This is a genomic window from Brachybacterium phenoliresistens (genome assembly GCF_000576425.1).
Taxonomy (GTDB): Bacteria; Actinomycetota; Actinomycetes; order Actinomycetales; family Dermabacteraceae; genus Brachybacterium; species Brachybacterium phenoliresistens.
The window spans coordinates 58,526-83,365 of record NZ_KK069999.1 but is presented as its reverse complement, the minus strand read 5'-3'; the positions used below and the strand labels follow the sequence as shown (position 1 = coordinate 83,365).

The 24,840-nt window shown below is 75.3% G+C and carries 25 protein-coding genes and 1 riboswitch; of the genes, 14 read left to right on the top strand and 11 right to left on the bottom strand.

What is annotated here, in order from left to right; translation table 11 throughout:
- Positions 1-22: 22 nt before the first annotated feature.
- Positions 23-817: a DeoR/GlpR family DNA-binding transcription regulator gene (locus BF93_RS13805; protein ID WP_038373417.1), complete on the top strand. Its 795-nt coding sequence runs from the start codon at positions 23-25 to the stop codon at positions 815-817.
- Here the strand turns inward: BF93_RS13805 and BF93_RS13800 are convergent, their stop codons facing one another.
- Positions 818-1,240 (bottom strand): SIP domain-containing protein, encoded by a 423-nt coding sequence (locus tag BF93_RS13800; protein ID WP_038373415.1) that lies wholly within the window; start codon positions 1,238-1,240, stop codon positions 818-820.
- A gap of 207 nt (positions 1,241-1,447) precedes the next feature.
- Between BF93_RS13800 and BF93_RS13795 the strand changes: the two genes are divergently transcribed.
- The 6 genes from BF93_RS13795 (at position 1,448) to BF93_RS13770 (ending at position 9,306) form a co-directional block, all read left to right on the top strand.
- Entirely contained in the window at positions 1,448-3,556 is a 2,109-nt protein-coding gene (locus BF93_RS13795) for a 3-hydroxyacyl-CoA dehydrogenase NAD-binding domain-containing protein (protein ID WP_038373414.1), read from the top strand.
- 102 nt (positions 3,557-3,658) lie between these two features.
- Positions 3,659-4,387, top strand: coding sequence for a hypothetical protein (locus tag BF93_RS13790; RefSeq protein ID WP_038373413.1), 729 nt, complete (start codon positions 3,659-3,661; stop codon positions 4,385-4,387).
- A gap of 148 nt (positions 4,388-4,535) precedes the next feature.
- Positions 4,536-5,348 carry a DUF4352 domain-containing protein gene (locus tag BF93_RS20100; RefSeq protein ID WP_038373412.1) on the top strand — a complete coding sequence of 271 codons (813 nt, stop codon included), beginning with the start codon at positions 4,536-4,538 and terminating at the stop codon, positions 5,346-5,348.
- Positions 5,349-5,359: 11 nt separating this feature from the next.
- Entirely contained in the window at positions 5,360-6,871 is a 1,512-nt protein-coding gene (locus tag BF93_RS13780; protein WP_051486970.1) for an FGGY family carbohydrate kinase, read from the top strand.
- A 99-nt stretch (positions 6,872-6,970) separates the two neighbouring features.
- Entirely contained in the window at positions 6,971-8,596 is a 1,626-nt protein-coding gene (locus BF93_RS13775; protein WP_038373411.1) for a lamin tail domain-containing protein, read from the top strand.
- An 89-nt stretch (positions 8,597-8,685) separates the two neighbouring features.
- Complete coding sequence (locus BF93_RS13770) at positions 8,686-9,306, top strand: TetR/AcrR family transcriptional regulator (protein ID WP_038373409.1); 621 nt, start codon at positions 8,686-8,688, stop codon at positions 9,304-9,306.
- 9 nt (positions 9,307-9,315) lie between these two features.
- On the opposite strand, the gene BF93_RS13765 is transcribed toward BF93_RS13770, so the two are convergent.
- Genes BF93_RS13765 through BF93_RS13755 form a run of 3 tightly spaced genes read right to left on the bottom strand, consistent with a single transcriptional unit; the run spans position 9,316 to position 12,993 of the window.
- The gene (locus BF93_RS13765) at positions 9,316-10,677 is read right to left on the bottom strand and encodes a M20/M25/M40 family metallo-hydrolase (protein WP_038373408.1); all 1,362 of its coding nucleotides are present in this window, start codon (positions 10,675-10,677) and stop codon (positions 9,316-9,318) included.
- Between the two features lie 31 nt (positions 10,678-10,708).
- Entirely contained in the window at positions 10,709-11,614 is a 906-nt protein-coding gene (locus tag BF93_RS13760; RefSeq protein WP_038373407.1) for an NAD(P)-dependent oxidoreductase, read from the bottom strand.
- Positions 11,611-12,993 carry a four-carbon acid sugar kinase family protein gene (locus tag BF93_RS13755; protein WP_084148563.1) on the bottom strand — a complete coding sequence of 461 codons (1,383 nt, stop codon included), beginning with the start codon at positions 12,991-12,993 and terminating at the stop codon, positions 11,611-11,613. Before BF93_RS13755 ends, BF93_RS13760 begins: the two co-directional genes overlap by 4 nt.
- A 103-nt stretch (positions 12,994-13,096) precedes the next feature.
- Between BF93_RS13755 and BF93_RS13750 the strand changes: the two genes are divergently transcribed.
- Together BF93_RS13750 and BF93_RS13745 are read left to right on the top strand one after the other, a co-directional pair.
- Positions 13,097-13,798, top strand: coding sequence for a FadR/GntR family transcriptional regulator (locus BF93_RS13750; RefSeq protein ID WP_038373406.1), 702 nt, complete (start codon positions 13,097-13,099; stop codon positions 13,796-13,798).
- Between the two features lie 9 nt (positions 13,799-13,807).
- Positions 13,808-15,052 carry a multidrug effflux MFS transporter gene (locus BF93_RS13745; RefSeq protein WP_038373405.1) on the top strand — a complete coding sequence of 415 codons (1,245 nt, stop codon included), beginning with the start codon at positions 13,808-13,810 and terminating at the stop codon, positions 15,050-15,052.
- On the opposite strand, the gene BF93_RS13740 is transcribed toward BF93_RS13745, so the two are convergent.
- Positions 15,003-15,506, bottom strand: a complete 504-nt coding sequence (locus BF93_RS13740) for an SRPBCC family protein (protein WP_038373404.1) — start codon at positions 15,504-15,506, stop codon at positions 15,003-15,005. The two genes, BF93_RS13745 and BF93_RS13740, sit on opposite strands and share 50 nt — an antisense overlap.
- Before the next feature lie 3 nt (positions 15,507-15,509).
- Positions 15,510-15,848: an ArsR/SmtB family transcription factor gene (locus BF93_RS13735; RefSeq protein ID WP_038373402.1), complete on the bottom strand. Its 339-nt coding sequence runs from the start codon at positions 15,846-15,848 to the stop codon at positions 15,510-15,512.
- A gap of 82 nt (positions 15,849-15,930) precedes the next feature.
- On the opposite strand from BF93_RS13735, the gene BF93_RS13730 reads away from it, so the two are divergent.
- The 4 genes from BF93_RS13730 to BF93_RS13715 all read left to right on the top strand — a co-directional run bounded on the left by BF93_RS13730 (position 15,931) and on the right by BF93_RS13715 (position 19,589).
- Positions 15,931-16,818, top strand: a complete 888-nt coding sequence (locus BF93_RS13730; RefSeq protein WP_051486968.1) for a universal stress protein — start codon at positions 15,931-15,933, stop codon at positions 16,816-16,818.
- Positions 16,819-16,831: 13 nt separating this feature from the next.
- Positions 16,832-16,940, top strand: a riboswitch (TPP riboswitch).
- Positions 16,941-16,981: 41 nt separating this feature from the next.
- On the top strand, positions 16,982-17,584 hold the full coding sequence (locus BF93_RS13725) for an ECF transporter S component (protein ID WP_038373401.1): 603 nt from the start codon (positions 16,982-16,984) through the stop codon (positions 17,582-17,584).
- A complete protein-coding gene (locus BF93_RS13720; protein ID WP_051486967.1) occupies positions 17,581-18,903 on the top strand; it encodes an ABC transporter ATP-binding protein in 1,323 nt (440 codons plus the stop codon). Before BF93_RS13725 ends, BF93_RS13720 begins: the two co-directional genes overlap by 4 nt.
- Positions 18,900-19,589 carry an energy-coupling factor transporter transmembrane component T family protein gene (locus tag BF93_RS13715; RefSeq protein ID WP_038373400.1) on the top strand — a complete coding sequence of 230 codons (690 nt, stop codon included), beginning with the start codon at positions 18,900-18,902 and terminating at the stop codon, positions 19,587-19,589. Before BF93_RS13720 ends, BF93_RS13715 begins: the two co-directional genes overlap by 4 nt.
- Here BF93_RS13715 and BF93_RS13710 read toward each other — a convergent pair whose 3' ends face one another.
- The 5 genes from BF93_RS13710 to rlmC form a co-directional block, all read right to left on the bottom strand.
- Positions 19,590-20,285: a PadR family transcriptional regulator gene (locus BF93_RS13710; protein WP_038373399.1), complete on the bottom strand. Its 696-nt coding sequence runs from the start codon at positions 20,283-20,285 to the stop codon at positions 19,590-19,592.
- Positions 20,286-20,468: 183 nt separating this feature from the next.
- Positions 20,469-20,921: a SufE family protein gene (locus BF93_RS13705; protein ID WP_038373398.1), complete on the bottom strand. Its 453-nt coding sequence runs from the start codon at positions 20,919-20,921 to the stop codon at positions 20,469-20,471.
- Positions 20,918-21,817: a sulfurtransferase gene (locus BF93_RS13700; protein ID WP_038373396.1), complete on the bottom strand. Its 900-nt coding sequence runs from the start codon at positions 21,815-21,817 to the stop codon at positions 20,918-20,920. The genes BF93_RS13705 and BF93_RS13700 overlap by 4 nt, the downstream gene beginning before the upstream one ends.
- A gap of 71 nt (positions 21,818-21,888) precedes the next feature.
- Entirely contained in the window at positions 21,889-22,881 is a 993-nt protein-coding gene (locus BF93_RS13695) for an asparaginase (protein ID WP_038373394.1), read from the bottom strand.
- Positions 22,882-22,885: 4 nt separating this feature from the next.
- The gene (gene rlmC, locus BF93_RS13690; protein ID WP_038373393.1) at positions 22,886-24,010 is read right to left on the bottom strand and encodes a 23S rRNA (uracil(747)-C(5))-methyltransferase RlmC; all 1,125 of its coding nucleotides are present in this window, start codon (positions 24,008-24,010) and stop codon (positions 22,886-22,888) included.
- A gap of 40 nt (positions 24,011-24,050) precedes the next feature.
- Between rlmC and BF93_RS13685 the strand changes: the two genes are divergently transcribed.
- Positions 24,051-24,839: a sensor histidine kinase gene (locus tag BF93_RS13685; RefSeq protein ID WP_038373392.1), complete on the top strand. Its 789-nt coding sequence runs from the start codon at positions 24,051-24,053 to the stop codon at positions 24,837-24,839.
- Position 24,840 lies beyond the last annotated feature (1 nt).

Genomic DNA, 24,840 nt, shown 5'->3' with positions numbered 1-24,840 from the left:
TCCGTCCGTCCCAGGAGCTCCGATGGCCCGCCGCACCACCCCCATCCCCGCCCGGGCCCGCCGGGAGGAGATCGCGCGCCTGGCCGCGTCCTCGGGGCCGGCCTCCGTCGAGGAGCTCTCGCGCCGCTTCGAGGTGACGCCCTCGACCATCCGCCGCGACCTCTCGCGCCTCGCGGAGGAGGGGGCGCTCGCCCGGACCTACGGCGGGGCGATTCCCCTCGCCGCCGGGGAGAGCACCCTGCGGGAGCGCGAGAGCGAGGCCCACCCGGCCAAGCGGGCCCTGGGGGCCTGGGCGCGTCGGCAGATCCGGCCGGGGGAGCACGTGCTGCTGGACGGCGGCTCGACCGTCGGCGAGCTCGCCCGGGAGCTCGCCGGCGCCGGGCCCGAGGCGGCCCTGCACGTCACCGCGCTCGGCCTGAACGCCCTGCACCGCCTCGAGGAGGTCGAGGGCATCGAGCTGGTGAGCCCCGGCGGGGCGGTGCGCCGCTCGAGCCAGTCCTTCATCGGCCCGATCACCGAGGCGGCGCTGTCGCGCATGACCTTCGACCGGGCGTACCTCAGCTCCGACGGGGTCACGGCGGAGCACGGGCTGTGCGAGGCCGGTCCCGAGCAGACGCGCCTGAAGGAGCTCATGGCCGCGCAGTCCGCCGAGGTCACGGTCCTGGCGGACTCCACCAAGCTGGGGCATCGGCCCTTCCATTCCTGGGCGCGGCTGCCGCTGCCCTGGACGCTGGTGACGGACGACGGGGCCGATCCGCGCCAGCTCGAGCTGTTCCGCCGCAGCGGGGTCGAGGTGCAGGTCGTCGACCTGCCCTGATCAGGGCGCCGTCGTGCCGTGGTGCTCGCTGACCCCGCCGGCGCACTCCGGGTCGTAGGGCCGGTGCAGGTGGAATCCGGGCCGCGTGATGAGCAGCTCCTCGCAGCGCCGCTCCATGAGCGGGTCGCCGGGCATGCCGATCCACACGGCGTGCATGTGGCTGGGCTCGTGCTCGCCCAGAAGCCATTCGTCGACCCAGGCGTCCAGGGCGGCGACGGCCCGCACCCCGCGTCCCACCTGCTCGCGCGGAAGGATCGTCAGCCGCATGCCGGGCGGCAGCGGCAGCTGCGGGTTCTGCCCCGGGGGCAGCTCGAGCACGACGTTCCCGGCGGCGCGCTCGGGGAACTCCTCGAGCATCGCGCCCAGGACGGGGACGTCTCCCTCGTCGCCGATCAGCAGGTAGCGCTCCGGACGTGGTGGCACCGCGACTCCTCGGTGGGGGTGATCCGGACGTTCCGGACGTCATCCACCGTAGGGACGGCAATTAGGAACGGCAAGGGTTGCTTAAATCGCGAGATGCCCTCGGTGGACAGCCGCGCGCCCGTGCGGCACCATGTATCTGAAACTCCCGGTATCAGGCAGTGCCCGGCGGCGCTCCGGACCGGGCGCCCCGCTGTGGAAAGGCCGAAGATGTCCGCATACACCGAGCACGTCACCCGGGTCCTCGTCGAGGACGTCGACCATCCCGCGCTGGGAGCGGTCGCCGTCCTCCGCTTCGCGCCCGCAGAGGGCAGCACGCGCCCGGCGACGCTCGGACCGCGCTCGGTGGACGCGGTCGTCGCGGCCGTCGGCGCCGCGCTGGACCGGGCCGAGGCCGGGGAGATCGGCGCCATCGCGATGACCGGCCAGGGGCGAGTGTTCCTCGCCGGCGCGGACCTCGCCATGTTCGCCGACGCCACCGCGACCGAGGCCGTGGGCCCGATGACCGCGGCCGTCCACGCCCTCCAGCTGCGGGTGCGCACCAGCGCCGTGCCGATCCTCGCCCACCTCGGCGGCGTCGCCCTCGGCGGCGGGCTCGAGGTCGCGCTGATGGCCGATGTCCGCACCGCCGCGCCCGGCGTCCGCGGCATCGGCCTGCCCGAGACGAGCCTCGGGATCCTCCCCGGCTGGGGCGGCACGACCCTCCTGCAGTCCGTGGTCGGCGCCGAGACGGCGGCGCGGATGATCCTCGAGGACCCTGCCCGCGACCGGCAGCTGAGCGCCGAGGCCGCCCTCGAGGCGGGCCTCGTCGACGCGCTGGCCGAGGACCTCCCCGCCGCCCTGGACGCCTTCGCCGCGATCCTGTGGGAGCGCGGGCTGCTGCCCGGCGGCGAGGAGTCCATCGCCCGGCCCTCGCCGCTGCCCGCCGCCGGATCCGAGGCGGCCGCCGCCCTCGAGGCGGCGCTCGCGGCGCCGCACGGCCACGCCGAGACCCGCCGCGGCTGGGCCGATCGCCTCGCCGCGCAGGGCGCCCCGGCCGTCCAGCGCGCCGCCGACCTCCTCGCCCGGCTGCCCGGGTCCTCGCTCGAGGACGCCCTGGCCCGCGAGGCCGCGGCGCTGGTCGAGCTGATCGGCTCCGACGGGGCCGCCGGATCGCTCTACGCGGCCGAGCTCCTGCGCCGCGGGAAGCCCTCGCGCACCCCCGTCGAGGGAGCCCGCGAGCTGCGCTCGGTCGGCGTGGCCGGCGCGGGCCTGATGGCCTCGCAGATCGCGGCGCAGCTCGCCGCGGGCCTGCAGGTGCCCGTGATCCTGCGCGACCTCGACGCGGACATCGCGCAGAAGGGCCTCGAGCACGCCCGCGGGATCCTCGAGAAGGCCGGCGCCGGGGCGGCCGCGCCGCTGCTCTCCGCGACCGACGCGGTCGAGGACCTCGCCGGCTGCGACCTGGTCCTCGAGGCGGTCCCCGAGGTGATGCGCATCAAGCAGCAGGTCCTCGCGGAGCTCGAGGCGCAGCTGGCGCCCACCGCGATCCTCGCCTCCAACACCTCCTCGCTGTCCCTCGCCACCATGGCCGAGCACCTCGAGCACCCGGAGCGGGTCGTCGGCCTGCACTTCTTCAACCCCGTCGCGAAGATGCCGCTGGTGGAGGTCATCCACACCGCCGCCACCGACGAGGCCGCCCTGGCGACGGGCCTCGAGGTGGTGCGCCGCCTGCGCAAGTTCGCGGTGCGCAGCGCCGACGCCCCCGGCTTCATCGTCAACCGGCTCCTGTTCCGGGTGCTCGGCGAGGTCTTCGCGAGCCTCGACGCCGGCGCCGATCCGCAGCAGGTGGACGCCTCGCTGGACCCGATGGGCATGCCCATGCGTCCGCTGGCCCTGCTGGACCTCGTCGGCCATGCCGTCGCCGATCACGTGGGCCGGGTCCTCGCGGAGGAGCTGGGGGAGCGGTTCCACGCCTCGCCGGGCCTGTCGGCGATGGTCGAGCGCGGCGAGCCCTTCACCGAGCGCGACCCCGCGAGCCCGCATCCGGCGGTGCGGCCCGTGGTCGCCGAGGTCTTCGCCGGGGCCTCCGCCGGTTCGGACGGCGGGGCCGTCGGCCAGGACCTGCTGGACCGCGTGCGCGACGGCCTGGCCGAGGAGATCCGCCGGATGCTCGAGGAGGGCGTGGTCCAGGACGTGTCCCAGATCGACCTGGCGCTGATCCTGGGCGCCGGCTTCCCGCGGTACCGCGGCGGCATCACCGTGCACCTGGACCAGTGCGGGGCCTCGCAGCGGGCCGGCGGCGGCCCGTTCCACGGATCCCGGTTCCAGCCCGCCTGAACCGCGCAGGTCCCCGTAGGATGGGGTCAGTCCGGACAGACCGGATCCATCCCCTTCCCGTGAGAGGAGGCGCGGCGCCCGGTGGGGGGCGTCGCGGCGACCATGACCCAGCCACCTCAGAACCCCGGCGGCGAGCCCTGGGGCCAGCAGCCGCCCGGACCGCCTCCGGCCTACGGCACACCCTCCGGCGCGGCGGGCTCGTACCCGCCCGCCTCCCCGGCCACCGGCCCCGGCTCCGGCGGGGGCGGCAAGGGGAAGATGTGGGCGATCATCGGCTGCGTCGGCTGCGGCGTCCTCGCCCTGATCGTCGTGATCATCCTGGTCGCCGTCTTCGCGCTGCGCGACGGCGGGGACGACCCGACGCCCACGCCGACCACCGTCACCACCGAGCCGGAGACGACCGAGCCCGAGACCACCGAGCCGGAGACCACCGAGCCGGAGACGACCGAGCCCGAGACGACCGCGGCGGAGACCACGGCGGCGACCGGCGACGTCACCGCCGAGGACGAGTCCGCGGCGAAGACGCGGTTCATCGAGTTCCTCACGGCCCTCGGCGACGAGGACTACACCACGGCCTGCTCCTACATGGTCAACCCGACCAGCAAGGAGCCGTTCAGCAGCGGCGAGCAGAGCGCGTGCGCGGACGGCATGACCTCGAGCGCCTCCTCGGAGGACGTGGAGAGCATCAAGCTGCTGGCCACGATCATCACGGAGGACGACATCACCTCCACCGTCGGCGACGACGGCATCATCACGCTGGACGTGTACGGCAGCGACTTCCAGATGATCCGTGCGGGCGACGGCCTCTGGTACGTGTACTGGACCATGTGATCCCCGGTCCTGCGGAGCCCGGTCGATGGGGAGTTGTCCCCATGGGCCGGGCTCCTTCGCTGCCCCTACGATGGCCGGGTTCCGGACCGCCCGGACGAGAACTCCCCGAGAGGAGGCGCGACCGCCGGAAGGCGCGTCGCGACACGCGATGACCCAGCCCCCGCAGAACCCCGGCAGCGACCCCTGGGGGCAGCCCTCCGGGAGCTCCTCCGCGAACTCCGGCTACGACCCGCAGGACTGGTCGCAGGCCTCCTACGAGGCCCCCGCGCCGGGATACGGCGGCGCCGCCCCGGCCCCGCAGTACACCGCCGCCCCGCTGCCGCCCGGCGGCCCCGCCCCGCAGGCCTCCCAGGGCGGCGGGAAGGGGAAGCTGTGGGCGCTGATCGGCTGCGGCGGATGCGGCGTGCTCGCCGTCCTGCTCGTGATCATCCTGGTGATCGTCATCGCGCTGAGCGGCCTCGGCAGCACCGACGAGGATCCGGAGCCCATCGCGGTCGGGACCAGCGAGGGCGAGGTCGTGCACGGCACCTCCGAGGATCCGCTGCCGATGGGCACCACCCTCCCCGTCGCCGTCGACGGCGGCACCCTGGAGGTCACGCTCGGCGAGGTCACCTGGGACGCGACCGCAGCGCTGCAGGAGGTGAGCCCGAGCCTCACGCCGGCGGAGGCCGGCAACCAGTACATCCTGGTCACGGTGGACTACACCTACCACGGCTCGGGGGAGACCGACCCGGCCTGGGACTCCAGCATCTCCTTCACCGCCGCGGACGGCCAGGCGTACGTCATGGCGCCCGCCGTCACGGAGAACTCGATCCTCGACGTGGCCACCCTGACCGACGGCCAGAGCACCGTCTGGGACGTGGCCTTCGAGATCCCCGCCGACGCGGTCGGGACCGGGAGCTTCGAGGTCTTCTCCCTGGACGACTTCGAGGAGCCGTCCTTCTACGTCTCCGCCGTCTGATCGGGCGCGCCGTGGCCGATCCCGCGATCCTCGCCCTCGATCTCGGCACGTCGGGGGCGAAGGCCGCCCTGCTGGACCTGCGCGGAGCGGTCGTGCGCGGAGGCGGGGGCCGGCCGGCGCGGGCATCGGCCGGGTATCCCACCGCCGTCCCCGCCCCCGGGGCCGCCGAGCAGGATCCCCGGGACTGGCTGCGGGCGGCGCGCGAGAGCCTCCAGGAGGTGCTCGCGGTCGCCGGTCCGGTGCGCCCCGCCGCGCTCGCCGTCACCGGCCAGATGCAGGACCTCGTGGTCCTGGACGCGCAGGGGGAGGCCATCGGCCCCGCCCTGCTGTACAGCGACACGCGCTCCGCGGCGCAGGCCGAGCGGCTGCGCAGCCTCCACCCGCGGTGGGAGCAGCGCACCGGCACCCGGCAGGACGCCACGGCGATCCCGGCGCAGTGGATGCGCCGCCTCGAGGAGGATCCCGGTCTCGCCCGGCGCGCCGCCGGCATCGTGCTGGGACCGGCCGGGCACCTGGTCCAGGCGCTGGGCCTGGGCCGCCACGTCGATGACACGACCGCCTCCGCGGCCGGCCTGCTGGACCTCGACCGGCGCGACTGGGACGCGCAGGCGTGCGCCGCCGCCGGGCTGCCGATGTCCCTGCTGCCGCGCCGGAGCACCCGGGTCGGGGAGCTCGTCGGGCGCACCGGGGCGCGGGCCGCGGCCGTGCTCGGCCTGCCCGCCGGCATCCCGGTGGTCACGGCGCCCGGCGACGCGGCCGCGACCACGCTCGGCACCGTCGGCCTCGACCCCGGCAGCGCCTACGCCTATCTCGGGTCCAGCGGCTGGCTGGCCCGGGTCGCTCCCGCGGAGCCGGCCGACGCCCCCGGCGACGCCGCGCACCGCCTCGCCCTGCCCGGGCCGGACGCCGCGGCGCCCGAGCTGCGGATCGCGGCGCTGCTGGCCGCGGGCTCCGCCGCCGCCTGGGGCCGGGAAGCCCTGCTCGACGGGGCCGGCCCCGCCCGGGCCGATGCCCTGCTCGAGCGCCGCGCGCAGGAGCGCGGTCGCGGGCCCTCGGGCCTGCTCGCCCTGCCCTCGATCCACGGGGAGCGGTTCCCGGTGCGCGACCAGGCGCTGCGCGCCGCGATCGTCGGGGCCGATGCCACCACCCGCGGGATCGACCTGTACGCCGCCGTCCTCGAAGGGGTCGCCCACGCCCTCGCGCACGGCCTGGACGCCGGCACGCAGGAGCTCGTCGTCGTCGGCGGCGGAGCCCGGTCCGCCCCCTGGCGGAGGATCCTCGCCGATGTCACCGGTCGCACCGTGCGGACGGCCGAGGACGGGGAGGCGGCGCTCGTCGGCGCGGCGATCGCCGCGGCCGACGCCCTGGACCTCCCGCACCGGATCCTGCCGCTGGGCGCCCGGCCCGGCGCCGGCGCCACGGCCCCGCAGGAGGACGCCGCCGCGGCCCACGCGGCCCGCCGCAGCGCCCATCGGGCCCTGTACGACCTGGTGGCCGCCCTGCCCGGCGGCAGCGAGGGCTGAGGGGCGCCATCTCGTGGGCAGGAGGTGCGCCGCGGCCCGGGAGGTGATCAGATGTGCCCAGACGTCCCTCCCCGCCCCGACTCCTCCCAGGAGCCTCCCGTGCCCCGCCCCTCCCACCTGCTGCTCCTCGCGGCGCTGCTCGTGCTCCCGCTCGGCCTCGCCCCGGCGACGGCGGATCCGGGCCAGGACGTGCGCATCAGCGAGGTGGAGTCCGACGGCGACGGGCACGACTGGGTCGAGATCACCAACCGCGGCACCGACCCGGTCGACGTCTCGGGCTGGTACCTGCGCGACGACCAGGACGATCGCGACTGGACCGTCCCGGCGGGCACGGTGATCGCCCCCGGCGCGCACGTCCTGCTCGCGGGGGAGGACGTCGAGGGGGACGGCGGCTTCGACTTCGGCCTGGGCTCCGCGGACAGCGCGCGGCTGTTCCTCCCCGACGGCGTCACCGAGGTCGACGCCGTCACCTGGGACACCCCGGCGGAGACCACCTACATCGTGGTCGACGGCGCACTGCGGGTCTCCTCGGAGCCGACCCCCGGTGCCGAGAACGCCGCGCCCGTCCCCGTGGAGGCGCAGCCCCCGGCCCCCACGCAGCCGCCGGCGCGCGCGGACTGGATCGTCATCGACGAAGTCGTCTCCGCCGGCGGCGACCCCGGGGACTGGGTGGAGCTGACGAACATCGGCCCCGAGCCGGTGGACCTCACCGACTGGTCGCTGCGGGACGAGGACTCCCCGGCCGTCACGGTGCTCCCGGCCGGGACCGTGATCGCCCCCGGCGAGCACCTGGTGCTCGCCGGCCCGGAGCTGGGGATGGACCTCGGCGCGGGCGGCGGCGTGCGCCTGCACACCCCCGAGGGCACCCTCGCCGACCGGGTCGGCTGGGCCGATGGTGCGCACGCCCGCCCGTCCCTCCAGCGGTGCCCCGACGGCACGGGCGACCTCGTGGTGAGCGATGCCCCCAGCAAGGGCGAGGCCAACCGCTGCGCCGCCCCCGTGGTCCTCCACGAGGCCCGCTCCCAGGGCGAGGACTTCGTGGAGCTGAAGAACCTCGGGGAGGCGCCCGTCGATCTGGGCGGGTACGTCGTGACCGCCGCCGACGGCTCCCGCGCCCACGAGATCCCGGACGGGACCGTCGTGGCCGCCGGCGGCCTGCTCCTGATCGCCGGCGACGACCTCGGCTTCGACCTCGGGGCGCAGGACGCCGTGCGGCTGCTCGCGCCCGACGGGTCCCGGCTGGGCGAGGTGTCCTGGATCGACCATGTCGCGCCGAGCCTCGGCCTGTGCGCCGGCGCCTTCCGGGCGCAGGCGAGCGCGACGCCCGGCGCCCCGAACGACTGCGCGCTCGAGGATCCCGCCGCGCCGCCGGCCGGCGGCGGGGCCTCCGCGTCCGCCGCGACCGGCGCGGCGCCGGCGTCCGCCGCGCCCGATCTCCTCGTCCCCGAGCGCGCCGCCGCCCCGGTGGCCCCGGCGGAGGGCACGGGCGGGCCGTCGGCCTCCCCGTCGGCCGATGCGGAGGCGGCGACGGCCGCGGGGGAGCAGGCGCTCCCGGGCGATGCGGCCGCGGGAGCGGGCGCCGTCCCCTCGGGCGCGGGGACGGCCGCCCCGACCCCCGCCGGGCCGCTCGCCCTGACCGGCGCGGAGACCGCCGCGCTCGGCGCCCTGGCCCTCCTGGCCCTGGCCTCCGGCGCCTGGATGCTCCGCTGCAGCCGCCGTACCTGACCATCCGTGCAGGTCACCGTGGCAGGGCGATCCGACCGGGCGGCGGCACCTGTTCGCATGATCGGTATACCAACGGCTACCATGAGGTCATGCCGTCCCCCTCCTCCTCCGACCCGAAGCCAGAGAAGACCCGGGCCGCAGACCCCCGACCGGCGCGCACCCGCCAGGCCGTGATGGACGCCATGGTGCGTCTGGCGGCCGAGGGTCGGGACGACATCACCGTGTTCTCCCTCGCCAAGGAGGCCGGGATCTCGCGTGCGGCCTTCTACACCCATTTCTCGGATCTCGAGGACGTGGCGAAGATGCTCATCGTCCCCGTCCTGGACTCCCTCGCCGAGGAGGACGCGGCCGATGCCGCCGCCGACCTCCCCGCCCCCGACCGGGCGCGCCGCAGCATCCTGCGGGTGCTGGACGCCCTCGTCGACCACGGCGACCTGGTGCGCGTCGTGAGCCGCTGGAAGGTCTCCGCCGCCGTCGACGGCGTGATCGTCCGCGCCCTCGCCGACCGCTTCGAGGTGGTGCTCGAGGCCTCCCCGGTGGATCCTCCGGGCTGCACCGTGCGCGACCGCGCCGTCTTCCTGGGCGGCGGGATCTTCGTGACCCTGTCCGCCTGGCTCATCGCCGAGGAGCCGCTCCCGCGCGAGACGGTCCGCGCGCGGGCCCGCAGCCTCGTCGAGCATCTGCTCGAGCGCGCCGCCGCCGAGGCCTGACCTGCCGGCTCAGCAGCGGGTGATCATCCCCAGCAGCACCCGGGCCCCGAAGCGGACCGCGTCGACCGGCACCCTCTCGTCGACGCCGTGGAACAGCGGGGCGAAGTCCAGATCGGCCGGCAGCTGCAGGGGCACGAAGCCGTAGCCGCGGATCCCCAGGGTGCTCAGCGCCTTGTTGTCCGTGCCGCCGCTGAGGCAGTACGGCAGCACGCGGGCGCCCGGGTCCTCCGCCTGGATCGCTGCGGTCATCGCCTCGACCAGCGGCCCGGTGGAGGGGGACTCCACGGAGATCGAGCGGTAGTCGATGATCACCTCGACGTGCTCCCCGGCCAGCTCCGTCAGCAGCGACATCAGCTGCTCCTCGTGCCCGGGCAGGAAGCGGCAGTCGATGCCGGCCTCCGCCGTCTGCGGGACCACGTTGACCTTGTAGCCCGCCTCCAGCATCGTCACGTTCATGGTGTCCTGCAGGGTGCCGGCCACGAACTGGCGGGCACCGCCCAGCAGCGGCAGGAAGGCCTCGGGATCCTCCTCGTCCCAGCCCTGGCCGGTGATCTCGGTGACCCCGTCGAACAGCTCGCGCACGCTGGCGATGTACTCGTGGGCGAAGGGGTGCGCGTCGATCCGGGCGATCGCCTCCGCGAGGCGCACGATCGCGTTCTGCGAGGTCGGCACCGAGCCGTGGCTGGCCCGCCCCGTGGCGCGCAGCCGGCCCCAGGCCAGGCCCTTCTCCGCCGTCTGGACGAGATAGGCGCGCACGTCCTGCCCGCCCTCGCGCTGCGGGAGGGTGATCGAGTAGCCGCCCACCTCGCTGATGGCCTCGGTGCAGCCGGCGAAGATCTCCGGGTGGTGCTCGACGACCCACTGCGAGCCGTGCTGGGAGGCGTTCTCCTCGTCGGCGAAGAAGACGACCACCAGGTCGCGCGGCGGGGTGATGCCCTCGCGCATCATGTGGCGGACCACGGCGAGCATCATGCCCAGCATGTCCTTCATGTCCACGGCGCCGCGGCCGTGGATCATCCCGTCGATGATCTCCCCGCCGAAGGGATCCACCGACCAGTCCTCGGCGCGCGCGGGCACGACGTCCAGGTGCCCGTGCAGCACCAGGCCGCCCCGCGCGCGGTCCGCCCCGGGGATGCGCACGTGCACGTTCGTGCGGGTCGGGAACGCCTCGACGAGCTGCGGCTCCAGCCCCACCTCGCGCAGCCTCTCGGCGACGTACTCCGCCGCCGCCCGCTCGCCGGGCCCCCAGGTGGCCGGGTCGTCCCCGCCGTAGGTGGTGGTGTCGATCCGGATCAGCTCCTGGGTGAAGCGCACGGCCTCGTCCTGGAGCAGCTCGAGAGCGGCGGGGCTGGTCGGGGCGGCATCGGGCACGGGTGTCCTCCTCGGAGCGGTTCCGTCCAGCCTATCCGCGCAGCTGCGGCGCGAGCGCCGTGATCACGGCGGAGTCGTCCTGCGCGCCCTTGCCCTGCGCGGCGCCCAGCAGGAACAGCTGCTGCGCGGCGGCGGCGACGGGCGTGGGCACGGCCTCGCGGCGGGCGGCGTCGGCGACGATGCCGAGGTCCTTGACGAAGATGTCCAGCCGCGAGAGGACCTCGGCGCCGCCCTCCTCGTACGCCTCGAGCATGCGCGGGCCGCGGTTGCCGAGCATGAACGAGGCGGCCGCCCCGGACTGCAGGGCCTCGAGGGTGCCGGCCCGGTCCAGGCCCAGGGCGTCGGCCAGGGCCAGCGCCTCGGCGGCGGCCGCGATGTGCACCCCGCACAGCAGCTGGTTGACGGTCTTCAGCGCCTGGCCGTCCCCGGGGCGCTCGCCGACGACCGTGAGGGTGGAGGCGAGGCGCTCGAGCACGGGCCGGGCGACCTCGAGGTCCGCCGCGGCGGCGCCGACGACGATCAGGAGGTCCCCCTCCCCGGCGCGCACGGGACCGCCGGACAGCGGCGCGTCGACCAGGCCGATCCCGGCCCCGGCCAGGCGGGCGGCGGTCGCGACCACCGGCTCGGCGCCGACGGTGCTGGTCAGCAGCACCACGGCGCCGCGGCGCAGGTGCGCGGCGATGCCGTCCTCGCCGAACAGGACGGCGTCGAGCTGGGCGCCGTCGCGCACCGCGAGGAGCACGGCATCCGCGCCGGTGACGGCCTCGCGGGCGCTCGCGGCCACGGCGACCCCGGCGCGGGCGGCGAGCTCGCCGCGCTCGGCGGAGATGTCGAAGCCGCGCACGGCGAGATCCCCCGTGGCCAGCCGGGTCGCCATGGGCAGGCCCATGGCTCCCAGGCCGAGGACGGCGACGGTGCGGGCGGCGGTGGTGCTCATGCGGAGGCTCCTTCGGAGGCGGTGGCGGAGAGGGTGCGGGTGACCTGCAGCAGGGAGTCGTCGTCGCCGACGTTCCCGGCGAAGACGACGTAGGGGATGCCGCGGGCGGGGCCGTCGACGGCCTGCCACAGGGAGACGATCCCCGGCAGCATCGGCCCGCGCACCACGGCGCGGCGGATCTCCAGGCCGTGCGCGGCGACGTCGGAGGAGGTGATCCCGCCCTTGGCGATGACGAACCGCGGCGGCGCGGCCGCGAGCACCCGCTGCACCGTCTCGACCACGGCGGAGCTCACGGCGCGGGCGATCCGCAGGGAGCCGTCGGCGTCCTCGGTGCGCACGAGGGTGCGGGAGGTGTGGACGACGACGTCCCCGTGCGCGAGCGCGGCGACGATCTCGGCGACGCGGTCGCGCAGGTGCTGCGCGCGGGAGTCCTCCTCCAGCAGGGTCGGCACGTCGAGCTCGACGGTGCGGGCGGCGCCGTGGCCGGCGTGGAGCCGCTCCAGCTGCCGCGTGGTCAGGCCCACGTGCGAGCCCACCACGATGAGCCCGCCCGGGGTGCGCTCGGCGGGATCCTGTCCCGCGTAGACCTCGTCCGCGGTGAGCGGGCTGCGCGGCTCCTGGCCGATGCGGGCGCGCACGAACGGCGGGCCGACGCGGTGGATCACCCGCAGCCCCTGCGCCTCGGCGAGCTCGAGCCCGGCGGCGAGGGCGCGCAGGTCGTCCTCGTGCTCGGCGTCGGCCACCACGCAGCGGGGCGCGGTGCCGGGCTCGCGCAGGGCCGCGGCCACGCCCTCCGGCCCGCCGCGCAGCAGGGCGAGGTCCAGCACGCGCACGTCCGCGGCCCGGATCCGCCCGGCGGACTTCTCCTCGACCCAGCCGGGGAGGTGGCTGGCGGTGTACCCGAAGCTGGCATCGCGCGCGAACTCGGACTCCCCGGCGGGGGTCAGCGTGCCATCGGCCGCGCGCAGGTGGTGGGTGCCGTCGATGGTCACGCGCCCGGCCTCGGGGAAGGCGGGGACCAGCACGACCGCATCGGCCCCGGCGCCGGTGACCTCCCGCTGGACGCGGTCGAGCACGTCGGTCTCGAGGGGGAAGTGGCCGCGCAGGGTCGAGTCGGAGCGGGAGACGAAGCCGATGTCCACGCCCCGCTGCGCGGCGGCCTCGAGCGCCGCGCGGGCGACCTCCTCGTTCCGGCGCGCGGCATCGGCCGGCTCGAGGCTGCGGGAGTTGGTCAGCACGTACACCGCCGCGGGCGCCTGGTCGAAGGCCCACCGGAGGTCCGCCACCTCCCAGCGGGTGAGGACCGGCAGGTCGTGGACGGACTGGGTGCCGGTGGGGTCGTCGTCGAGGACGACGAGGATGCGCTGCGCCGCGGCCATGGCGGACTCCTTCGTCACGGGGATTCGAACCTGTCACATGTCTGACATCTGGCAGGAACGAGTGTGGCATGCGAGAATCGCCGCTGGCAAGAGGAGGCGCACGATGGCACGACGGCTGCTGGTGGACGACGTCCTGGACTCGCTGCGCGAGCGCATCGTCGCGGGGGAGTTCCCCGAGCACGCCCCCCTGCCCGGCGAGCACGAGCTCGTCTCCCAGTACGAGGTCAGCCGCGTGACGGTGCGCGAGGCCATCAAGGTGCTCCACGCCCAGGGGCTGGTGCGCATCGAGCGCGGCCGCGGCACCTACGTCAACCCCACCCGCAGCTGGACCTCCCTGCCCGCGGTGATCCAGGCCCTCAGCACCCAGGGCGATCCCGCCCAGATCTCGCGCGACCTGCTGGAGATGCGGGGGATCCTCGAGTGCGGGGCCGCGCAGCTGGCCGCCGAGCGCATCGGCCCCGAGGACCTCGCCGCGCTGGACGCCCAGGTGACGGCCATGGAGGAGGCATCGGCCGCGGCCGATGTGGAGGCCTTCGTGCGCGCCGACCTCGCCTTCCACGCCGTGGTCCTCGCCGCCAGCGGCAACCCCTTCGTGCCCGTGCTCATGGAGCCGCTGTCCGCGGTGCTCGCCGCGGCGCGCGCCGAGACCAGCGCCGTGCCGCAGATCCAGGCCCACGCGATCGTCGAGCACCGCCGGGTCCGCGCGGCGCTCGCGAGCGGGGACGGCGCCGCGGCGCGGGAGGCGATGGCCGCGCACCTCCGCCAGACCGCCGAGGACCTGCGTCGCTACGTCACGCACGCGTAGGATCGTGCGGTGACCTCTGCCGCCGCCGCCCCGCCCCCCACCCGTGCGAAGGCCGGGGCCCGCCTCACCGCGACCCTCGCGCTGCTGGCGATGATCGGGCCGTTCACCATCGACACCATCTTCCCGGCCTTCGGGAGGATCGGCGCCGAGTTCGGCCGCGACGAGGTGGCCCTCCAGCAGCTGGTCAGCGCCTACCTCGCCTCCTTCGCGGTGATGAGCATCTTCCACGGCCCGCTCTCGGACGCGCTGGGGCGCAAGCGGGTGATGCTCGGGGGCCTGGCGATCTACACCCTGGCGATGATCGCCTCCGCCTTCGCCCCCAGCCTCGAGGTGCTCATCGCGCTGCGCCTGGTGCAGGGCGCGAGCGCGGGCGCGGCGACGATCGTCAGCCGCGTCGTGGTCCGGGACCTGTTCTCGGGGCCGCAGGCGCAGCGCCTCATGGCGAGCATCATGATGATCTTCTCCGTCGCCCCGGCGCTCGCGCCGATCCTCGGCGGCTGGGTGCTGCTGCTGGGCAGCTGGCGCCTCGTGTTCTGGGCGATCGCGCTGTACGCGATCGCGGTCATCGTCCTCACGGCGCTGCTGCCGGAGACCCTGCCGCCGGGGGAGAGGACGCCGCTGAAGGTGCGGGCGATCCTCGCCTCGCTGCTGCGGGTGGGCAGCTCGGGCACGATGCTGCGCCTGGCGATCGCCTCGGCCTTCGCCTTCGCGGCGCAGTTCCTGTACATCGCCGGCGCCTCGATCTTCGTCACCGGCCTGCTGGGGCTGGGCGAGCAGGACTTCTGGGTGCTGTTCGTGCCGCTGATCATCGGCATGATGGCCGGCGCCTGGGTGACCGGCCGGGTCGCGGAGATCGTCCCCCGGACCCGGCTGATCACCCTCGCCCTCGCGGCCACCGTGGTCACCTGCCTGGTCAACGTGGTCCTGACCCTGATCGCCCCCGCCTATGACGGCGAGCTCGGGGCGGGGCTGCTGGTCGCGGTGATCGGGCCGATGCTCATCGCCTTCACGGTGGCGCTCATGTTCTCCCCGATCCAGCTGGAGATCCTGGACCTGTTCCCCCACGAGAGGGGAGCGGCCGCCTCGCTGTCGACGTTCTTCTCGCTCGTGCTGAACGCGCTGCTGGCCGGGGCGATCGCTCCGCTCGTGATGGTGAACCTGACCAGCACGGCCGTCGCCTCGCTGGTCTTCGTGGTCGTCTCGATCAGTCTGTGGACGTGGCACCACCGGCGAGGAGCGCGTCGATCTGGTTGATCGCGCTGGTCGCGCCCTCGACCACGCCCATGGCGAGCACCTGCTCGAGCCCCTCGCGGGAGGCGTAGGTCGAGGTGTAGACCGCCTCGGTGCCGCCGTCGACCTCCGAGAAGACGAACTCGTTGGTCGACTCGGGCAGCTCGGGGTTCTTCGCGAAGGTCTCGTCGGCGAAGCCGTCGCGGAAGGTGAAGGACCGCGGGGCGTCGACCGCGTCCACCTCCCAGTAGCCGTAGTGCTTGTCGCCCTCGGGGCCGGTCATGAAGTAGGTAACGCGGCCGCCGGGGGCGAGCTCATGGTCGACGACGGTCGCGGGGTACGTCTCGGGACCCCAGACCTTCTCGAGCTTGCGCGGGTCGGCGTACACGTCCCAGACCTGGTCGATCGGCGCGGCGAACCGCGCGGTCATGGTCAGGGTGAGGGCGTCGAGGTCGTGGGTCACGTCGGTGACGGGCATGGGTCAATCCTCCTGGGCTGAGCTCTCGAGGAGCTGGTCGATGCGGGCGATGCGCCCGCGCCAGACGGCCTCGAGCTCGGTGAGCAGCGTCTGGACCGATCGCACCGCCTCGACGTCGCCGCGGGCCAGGGACTCCCGGCCCGCCCGACGCCGGGTGATGAGGCCGGCCCTCTCGAGCACCGCGACGTGCTTCTGCACGGCCGTGAGGCTCATGTCGTACTTCCGGGCGAGTGCCGAGACGGAGGACTCGCCGGCCAGCACGCGCCGCAGGATGTCCCGGCGCGTGCGGTCCGACAGGGCGTGGAACCAGGCGTCCGCCCGGTCCTCCTCGGTCTCGTGCACGCCCCCAACATACAACCGAAGGGTTGTAGGTTGTCAAGGGGCCGAGGTGACGCAGGTCATGCTCGCGGAGTAGGTTGGGGTCATGGACTTCACCGGGAAGATCGTCGTCGGGCATGACGACTCCGAGGCCTCGAGGATCGCCGTGCGCTACGCGGCCCGTCTGGCGCGGGACGCCGGGCGGGAGCTGCGGATCGTCCACGCCTGGATCTGGCCGCTGCTGGGCAAGAACGTCGATCCCGTCGACGGCGTCGCCGGCAGCGGGCTGCGCAACCAGGCCCTCGGGCTGCTCTCCGACGCCGCGGACCTCGCCCGCGAGACCGCGCCCGGCGTCGAGGTCGGCACCTCGCTGGTGACCGGCCACGCCCGGGTCGTGCTCGGCGAGGCCTCCCGCACCGCCCGCCTGCTGGTGGTCGGCCACCGCGGGCTCGGCGGCTTCTTCGGCATGCTGCTGGGCTCGGTCAGCCTGGGCCTGGTCACCCACTCCGGCTGCCCCGTGCTCGTGGTGCGCTCCGAGGAGGAGCCCGACGGCCCCGTCCTGGTGGGCGTCGACGGATCGGACGCCGGCCTCGGCGCCGTCTCCTCCGGGGTGCGCCTGGCGCGGATCCGCAGGGCGCCGCTGCGCATCGTCCACGTCCAGCGCGTGGTCGACGGCCACGCCGCCGTGAGCGAGGATGCCGCCCGCGCCATCGTCGAGACCGCGCTCGCCCAGGCGCGCGAGGAGCTCGGCGCGGACTCCGGGGTGGAGGTCACCGGCGAGGTCCTCGAGGACCGCACCGTGCCGCGGGGGCTGCTCGCGGCCGCGGAGAGCGCCCGCATCATCGTCGTCGGCCACCACGGCGAGGGCCGGCGCCGCTTCGGCTCGACCGCGCACGCGATCATGCACCACGCCCCCGGCAACGCCGCGATCTGCCGGCACGACCACGTCCCCGTCGATTCCGACGAGAAGCCCGAGATCGTCGACGAGAGCTGAGCGCGGCTATACTCGCGCCGAGCACGGGAGTCCAGTGAGCTGGGCTGAGAGGGAGTTCTCCAACTCCGACCGTAGAACCTGATCCGGATCATGCCGGCGCAGGGAGCTTCGCCGGACGACCGCCGTCCGCGCCCGTGCCATCGCCTGGGAAGAACCCCCTGACATGGCAGCTCATACCCCCACCGCGCGCCTCACCCTGCGCGACATCGTCGTCATCGTCGTGCTCGGCGTCGTCTTCGGATTCCTGTACTGGGTCTTCGTGCAGGCCTGGACGGCGCTGTCGATCCTCATGGGCCCGCTCGGCGACCTCACCGGCAACCTGCTCATCGGCTGCTGGCTGCTGGTCGCGCCGATCGCCCTCGCGATCCTCCGCAAGCCCTTCGTGGGCGTGATCGCGGAGCTGCTCGCCGCCGCCGTGGAGGTCGTCTTCCTCGGCAGCCCCGCCGGGCCCCTGCTGCTGATCACCGGACTCATCCAGGGCATCGGCTCGGAGATCCCCTTCGCCCTGACCCGCTACCGCCGCTACGGCGCGGCCGTCTTCCTCGCCTCCGGCCTGTGCGGGGCGGGGCTCGTGTTCTTCTGGTCCGCCGTCCGCTTCGGCTGGCTGGGCCAGGACATCCTCCCGCTGCGCCTGACCCTCCAGCTGCTCAGCGGCGCCCTGCTGGGCGGCCTGCTGGCGCGGGGCATCGTCCGCGCCCTCGAAGGCACCGGCGTGCTGGCGAACCTGCGCCCCGCCGTCGCCGCGGACGAGCTCGTGCGCCGATGATCCGCGCCGAGCAGCTCGAGATCGTGCTGCCCGGCGGCGGGGGCGTCGGCCCCTGGAGCGGCAGCATCGGCCCCGGCGAGCACGTGCTCGTGCTCGGCCCCAGCGGCGCGGGGAAGTCCACCCTGCTGCGGGCGCTGGCCGGCGCCGTCCCCCAGCACGTGCACGGCCGCGTCGAGGGCGCCCTGTCCATCGACGGCATCGACCCGATCCGCGCGGGCGTGGCCGCGACCTCGGACCGCGTCGGCTTCGTGGGGCAGGACCCGGTCGCCGGCGTGTGCCTCTCGCGGGTCGCCGACGAGGTCGCCCTGCCGCTGGAGAACCGCCGGTGGAGGCCCGAGGACATCGGCCCCCGCGTCGCGGAGGTGCTCGCGCAGGTCGGCGCCGCGCACCTGCAGGAGCGGGAGACCGCCGAGCTCTCCGGCGGGGAGCTGCAGCGCGTGGCCCTCGCCGCCGCCCTCGCGGCCCGCCCCGCGGTGCTCCTGCTCGACGAGCCGACCGCCATGCTCGACGCCTCAGGGGTCGCGGCGGTGCGCCGCGCCGTCCAGGGCCTCCCCGCCGAGGTCGCCGTGATCCTCGTGGAGCACCGGCTCGACGACTGGGCGGGGGAGCGCGGCCTGGCCGGCCTCCCGCCGCGCACCATCGCCCTGGACGAGCGGGGCCGCGTGCTGGAGGACGGCCCCACCGCCGCGGTGCTCGCCCGGCACGGCCCGCGCCTGGCCGCGCAGGGCTGCTGGCTCCCCCGGGAGGTGCCCCTGGGGCCCGCGCGGATGACGGTGCGCGACCTCCATGTGTCCCGCGGCGTCCGGCCGGTGCTGCGCGGCCTGGAGCTGGACCTCCACGGCGGGGAGATGGTCGCGATCATGGGGGCGAACGGCGCCGGCAAGTCCACGCTCCTGGAGTCCCTCGCCTCCCGCTCCCCGCGGCCCGGCCTCGTCCTCCAGAACCCGGAGGACCAGTTCGTCGCCGCGACCGTGCGGGCCGAGCTCGCCGAGGGCCTGCCCGCCGGCGCGGCCGATCGCGTCGAGGCGATGCTCGCGCGGATCGGACTGGCCGAGCACGCCGAGGCCAGCCCCTACCGGCTCTCCGGCGGGCAGAAGCGGCTGCTCTCGATCGGGGCCATGCTGCTGCACGGCCGGGAGGTCCTGCTGGCCGACGAGCCCGGGTACGGCCTGGACCGTGCGGCCGCCGTGCGGACCCTGCGGTTGCTGCGCGACGCCGCCGACGAGGGGGCCGCCGTCCTCCTGACCAGCCACGACGCTCAGGCGGCGCATCGCTGGGCGGACCGGGTGCTCCGCCTGGAGGACGGGGTGCTGCGATGAGGCCCGCCTACCTCGCGCGCCGCAACCCGACGGTGCTGCTGGGGCTGGTGCTGGCCACCAGCGTGGTCACCCTGTTCCTGCACGACGTGCCGCGGCTGGGCGCCCTGTACGCGCTGTTGCTGCTGGCCGCCCTCGCGGGCGCCCGCTTCCCTCCGCGGCGCCTGGCGCTCGCCCAGATCCCGTTCGTGCTGTTCGCGGCCGGGATCGTGGTGGTCAACGCGCTCACGCGCCCCGCCCCGGAGGGGCTGATCATCGGCGTGGCGCTGGGCCTGCGGGCCCTGGCCATCGGCACCGCCTCGCTGATCCTCGCGCGGGCCGCGGAGCCGCGCGCCCTCATGGTCTCCCTGGTCCAGCATGCCCGGCTGAGCCCTCGCATCGCCTATGCGCTGATGGCCGGGCACCGCATGCTCGAGCATCTGCCGGGGCGCTGGCGGACCATCACCCGGGCGCATCTCGTGCGGTCGGGGCGGGAGAGGCTGTCCCCGCGCCAGCTGGGCCGCTGCGCCTTCGCGCTGCTGGTCGGCTCGCTGCGCTCCGGGGAGCGGCTGGCCTTCGCCCTGGAGTCCCGGGGCCTGACCGACGGGCCCCGCACCGTCTGGCGGCCGGTGCCCCTGGGGCGCGGCGACGCCCTGCTGGTCGCCGTCTGCGCCCTGGTCGTCGCCGCGGTCGTGGCGGTCCCGGCCTGATCAGGACCCGGTCGCGGGAGGGGTCTCGCCCGCGAGGATCCGGTACATCCGGGCCCGCGCGCTCTCCAGGATCTCGGCGGCCTCGGCGATCTGTGCCTCGCTGCCGGCCCGGCCCACCTCGCGGACCGCGCCGCGCAGCTCGAACATCAGCGAGCGCAGGTCCACGCGCTCCTCGTCGGAGTGCGGGTCCTGCCCGGGGAACGGGTTCGACCACGAGGAGGAGCTCTCCTCGACGTGGCGGCGGCCCGCGTCGGTCAGGCTCGCGAGCTTGCGCCCGCCCTCCTTCTCGGTGGCGACCAGGCCCTCGTCCTCCAGCAGGCTGAGGGTCGGGTAGATGGCGCCGGGGCTGGGGCTCCAGCGCCCTCCGGTGCGCTCGGCGATGGTCTGCATGAGCTGGTAGCCGTGCATCGGCTCCTCCTGCAGGAGCAGCAGCACCGCGGTGCGCACGTCCCCGCGGGGCGCCCGATGCGGACCGCCGCCGCGCCCGCGGCCGCCGCCGCGGCGCGGGCCGCGCTCGCCGTCCGGTCCGGGACCGAAGCCCGGCCCGAAGCCCGGCCCGAAGCCCCGGCCGCCGCGGCCTCCCCGGGGTCCACGGCCGACGCGCGGCCCCTCGCCCGGAAGCTCCCTGTCCCAGTCCTCGTCGTGATGCCGGCGCCCGCGGTCGGGGCGCTCGTGGTGGTCATGATGGGTATGCATGATCGTATCCTTTCATATCGCGTAGCATCACGATATATCGCTAACTCGCGGGATGCAAGGGGTGCCCCGCCGCGACCTCCCGCCCGCCCCGCCGCGAGTGCCGCCTCACGAACCGGATCCGGGCCGATCTGGCTCGTGAGGCGGCACTCGCCGCCGGGGGAGGGGGAGGTCGGACGGGCGGGCTCAGGCCCCGGCGCGCTCGGCGAGCTGGCGCTTGATGCGGCCCAGCATGCCGGCCATGCCCCGCAGGCGCAGGGGGCTGACGACCTCGGCGAGGCCCAGCTGCTCGGTGACGTCGGCGGGGACGTCGAGCACCTCGCCCACGGTGAGGCCCTCGAGGCCCTCGGCGAGGATCCCGGCGAAGCCCCGGGTGGTCGGCGCCTCCGGCGGGGCGGAGAAGAACAGGTGGGCGGTGGCCTCCCGGCCGGTGCCCTCCACCTCGGTGACCAGGAAGATCGGCGACTGGCACTCCGGCACGGGCTCGAGCAGCTCGGGGTGCTCGGCATACCGCTCGGGCAGCGCCGGCAGTCCCTCGGAGAACTCCAGCAGCAGCTGCAGCCGGTCGCGGCCGCCGAGCGCCTGGAAGTCGTCGACGATCTCCGCGAAGGCCGCGGGCAGCGGGGCGGGAGCGCTCATCGGGCCGGGGCCTCGCCGGGCTCCTCGCCGATGGCGATCGGCAGGCGCACGGCGTTGCCCCACTCGGTCCAGGAGCCGTCATAGTTGCGCACGTCCTCGAACCCCAGCAGGTAGCGCAGCACGAACCAGGTGTGGCTCGAGCGCTCGCCGATGCGGCAGTAGGCGATCACCGGGGCGGAGGCGTCGAAGCCCTGCTCGGCGAGGTAGATCGCCTCGAGGTCCTCACGACCCTTGAAGCGGCCGTCCTCGGCGGCGGCGCGGGCCCACGGCACGGAATGCGCCGTGGGGATGTGCCCGCCGCGCACGGTGCCCTCCTGCGGGTAGTCGGGCATGTGGGTGCGCTCGCCGGTGTACTCCTGCGGGGAGCGCACGTCGACCAGCTGCCCGCCGAGGAAGTCGAGGACCTGCTCGCGGTAAGCACGGATCGGGGCGTCCTCGCGGGGGACCACCGGGTAGTCGGCGGCGGCGGGCTCCGGGGCGTCCTTCGTCATCGGCCGTCCCTCGGCCTGCCAGGCGGCGCGGCCGCCGTCGAGCAGGCGCACGTCGGGGTGGCCGAACAGCTCGAACACCCACAGGGCGTAGGCGGCCCACCAGTTCGACTTGTCGCCGTAGACGACGATGGTCGTGTCCCGGGAGATGCCGCTGCGCGCCATGAGCTGCGCGAAGCCCTCCCCGTCGACGTAGTCGCGGGTGACGGGGTCGTTGAGGTCCAGGTGCCAGTCGATCTTCACGGCGCCGGGGATGTGGCCCGTCTCGTACAGCAGCACGTCCTCGTCGGACTCGACGACCACGAGGCCCTCGGTGCCCAGGTTCTCGGCCAGCCAGGCGGTGGTGACGAGCTTCTCCGGATGCGCGTACTGCTGCAGGGACGGTGCGGGATCGAGGGGGACGCTCATAGGTGCTCCTTGGGTCGAAGGCCGATGCTCCCAGTGTGTCACTGCTCGCGGCGCCGTGGCTGTCGGGGTGTTCACACGGCGAAGTCGGCGAAGGCCGCACGGATCCGCGCGGGCCCGGCGCCGTCGGCCAGCAGCGCCTGCAGCAGCAGCCGCGCCTTGTGCGCCGGCAGCAGACCGGCCATGGTCGCGCCCGCGGCGAGGAGGTCCACCTCGCTGCCCGGGTAGGAGTAGTGGCGGTCCGAGGTGCCGCCGCGCGGGGTCCGCGTCGCGACCACCACGGCGGTGCCGGCGGCGACCAGCGCCCGCACCCGGTCCATGGCCGAGGCGGGCACATGGCCCATGCCCGAGCCCACCAGCACGAGGCCCGCGAGCGCGCCGGCGGGCACGGCGTCCAGCAGCGCGGCGTCGTCCCCGATGCCCAGCGCCAGCACGGGCACGGCCGGCAGCTCCCGCGGCAGGTCCCCGCCGATGAGGGCGGCCCGGCCCAGCGGCCGATGCAGCAGGTGGAGGTCCCGTTCGGCGACCACGGCCAGCGGCCCGGACGGCTCCGAGCCGAAGGCGCCGATGGAGCGGGAGGACAGCTTGGAGACGCGGTCGGCGCCATGGGCCTGGGCATCCATGACCACCAGCACGCCCAGCGCCCGGGCGGCGGGGGCGACGGCCGCCCGCACGGCGTCGCGCAGGTTGGCGGGGCCGTCGGCCCCCGGGGCGTTCGCGGCCCGCATCGCCCCGGTCAGCACCAGGGGCTGGGGGCGGTCCCAGTAGCGCTCCAGCAGGAAGGCCGACTCCTCCAGGGTGTCCGTGCCGTGGCTGAGGACGACGCCCGTGGCACCGGCGTCGACCGCCGCCCGGGCCAGATCCAGGGCCTCGCGCAGGTGGGCGGGCCGGATCGACGGGGATCCGATGTTCGCGACCTCGTGGTGGTCGACCGCCACCCCGTCGACGACGATGCCGGTGACGGCGGCGTGCCCGTCGGTGCCCGGCGCGGCGCCGGATCCGGCCGGGTCCTGGGACATGAAGATGGTGCCGCCCAGGGACAGGACAGCCACGCGCAGGGGGCTCATCCGTTCACTGTATCCGGCGCAGACGGACCACGACCTCCTCATGCTCCGTGTGCGGGAACATGTCCACCAGGCGCCCGGCGACGATGCGCAGCGCGGGCATGGCGGCGAGGTCGCGGGCCAGGGTGGCGGGGTTGCAGCTGGAGTAGATCACGTCGCGCACGCCGGAGGTCTCGAGGAACCCGGCGAGGTCGGGGCCGATGCCGCGGCGCGGCGGGTTCACGATCACCGCATCGGGCGGCCCGATGCGCCGCGCCTCGGCGATCGCCCAGGCGGTCGCATCGGCCGCATGGAAGGTCGCAGCGAGGCCGGCGGCCGCGGCCGCCTCCCGGGCCGCCTCGATGGCCTGGGCCGACAGCTCCACCCCGGTGACCTCGCTCGACCGGGCGCAGTGGAGGGCGAAGCCGCCGATCCCGCAGTACAGGTCCCACAGCGTCGCCGGGGCGATCTCGTCGACCCAGTCCGCGACCTGGCGGTACAGGGCGCCGGCGACCTCGGTGTTGGTCTGCAGGAAGGACTGCGGGCGCACCCGCAGGGTGACGTCGCCGGTGCGCACCTCCAGGGCCTCGTCCCCGGCCAGGTGCACCTCCTCGGCGCCCTCCAGGACGGCCTTGTGCTCGGGGTGGATGTTCGCGCTGACCACCCGCAGCCGCGGGGCGGCCGCGAGCAGGGCCGGCAGGTGCTCGCGGATCCGCCCGAGCGGGCCGGGGCTGCGCAGCACCAGGCGCAGCATCAGCTCGCCGTCCGGGGAGACGGTCACCAGCACGTGCTTGAGCTCCCCGCGCCGGCGGGCCACGTCGTACGGCGGGACCTGGGCCCGGCGGATCAGCCGCCGGACCTGCTCGAGGAGCTCCTCGACGCCCGACGGGTACAGCGGGCAGTCCACCAGGTCGACGCCGGTGGCGATGCCGAGGACCGGGTCCTGCGCGGTGCCGGTGACGACCATCTTCGCCTTCGCCCGGAAGCCGGCGTCGGCGCTGAGGATCGGCGCGTCCCACACCGTCCCCGGGGCGAGGAACGGCGCCAGCAGCGCCTCGATGCGCTCGCGCGAGGTCGCCACCTGGCGCGCCCGCGGCATGCCCAGCAGGGTGCAGGAGCGGCAGGTGCCCGCGTCGAAGTGGTGGCAGCGCACCGGGGAAGTCTACGGGCGCCGGGACGGTAGGGTCCGGGGCATGGACGCGGTGCTCGGGGCTGGGCTGCTGGGACTCCTCATCGGGGCGGCGGCAGGGCTGCTGCTGGGCCGTGCGCGCCGTCCGGCGGCGGCCGCGCCGCCTCCGGCCGTCGCGGCCGACCGCGCCGTCGTGCGGATGCTCTCCCATGAGATCCGCACCCCGCTGGCCCTCGTCCGCGGCGCCGGCGAGCTGCTCGCCGAGGAGAGCCCCGGACCGCTCAACCGCCGCCAGCGCTCCTTCGTCGCGACGATCGTGGACAACACGACGCTCGTGATCGGGATGGCGGAGGGGTTCCTGCTGGAGGCCCGGTGGGACGCCGGCACCCCGGCCCTGGACCGCACGGCGGTCGACGTGCGCGCCCTCGCGCGCGAGACCGTGCTCGAGCTGCGACGCATCCGCCGCCGCCCGGTGGAGCTCGACAGCCGCGGCGGGCCGCTCGTCCTCGAGGTCGATGCGGGGATGATCCGGCAGGTCCTGTGGAACCTCCTGGGCAACGCGATCCGCCATGCCGGCCCGGAGGCGCGCGTGTCCGTGCGTGTGGACGAGACCGTCGAGGGAGCGGTCATCGAGGTCGCCGACGACGGCGCCGGCATGGACGAGCAGGCCCGCGACGCCCTGTTCGCCCCCGGCGGCAGCGGCCACCCCGAGGGGACCGGGATCGGCATGGACGTCATCACGCGGATCGTCGACGCCCACGGGGGCCGCATCGTCGTGGACACCCTGAGCCGCCGCGGGACCCGCATCATGGTGGTGCTGCCCTGGCCCGCGCCGGGCGGGGAGGAGGGCTGAG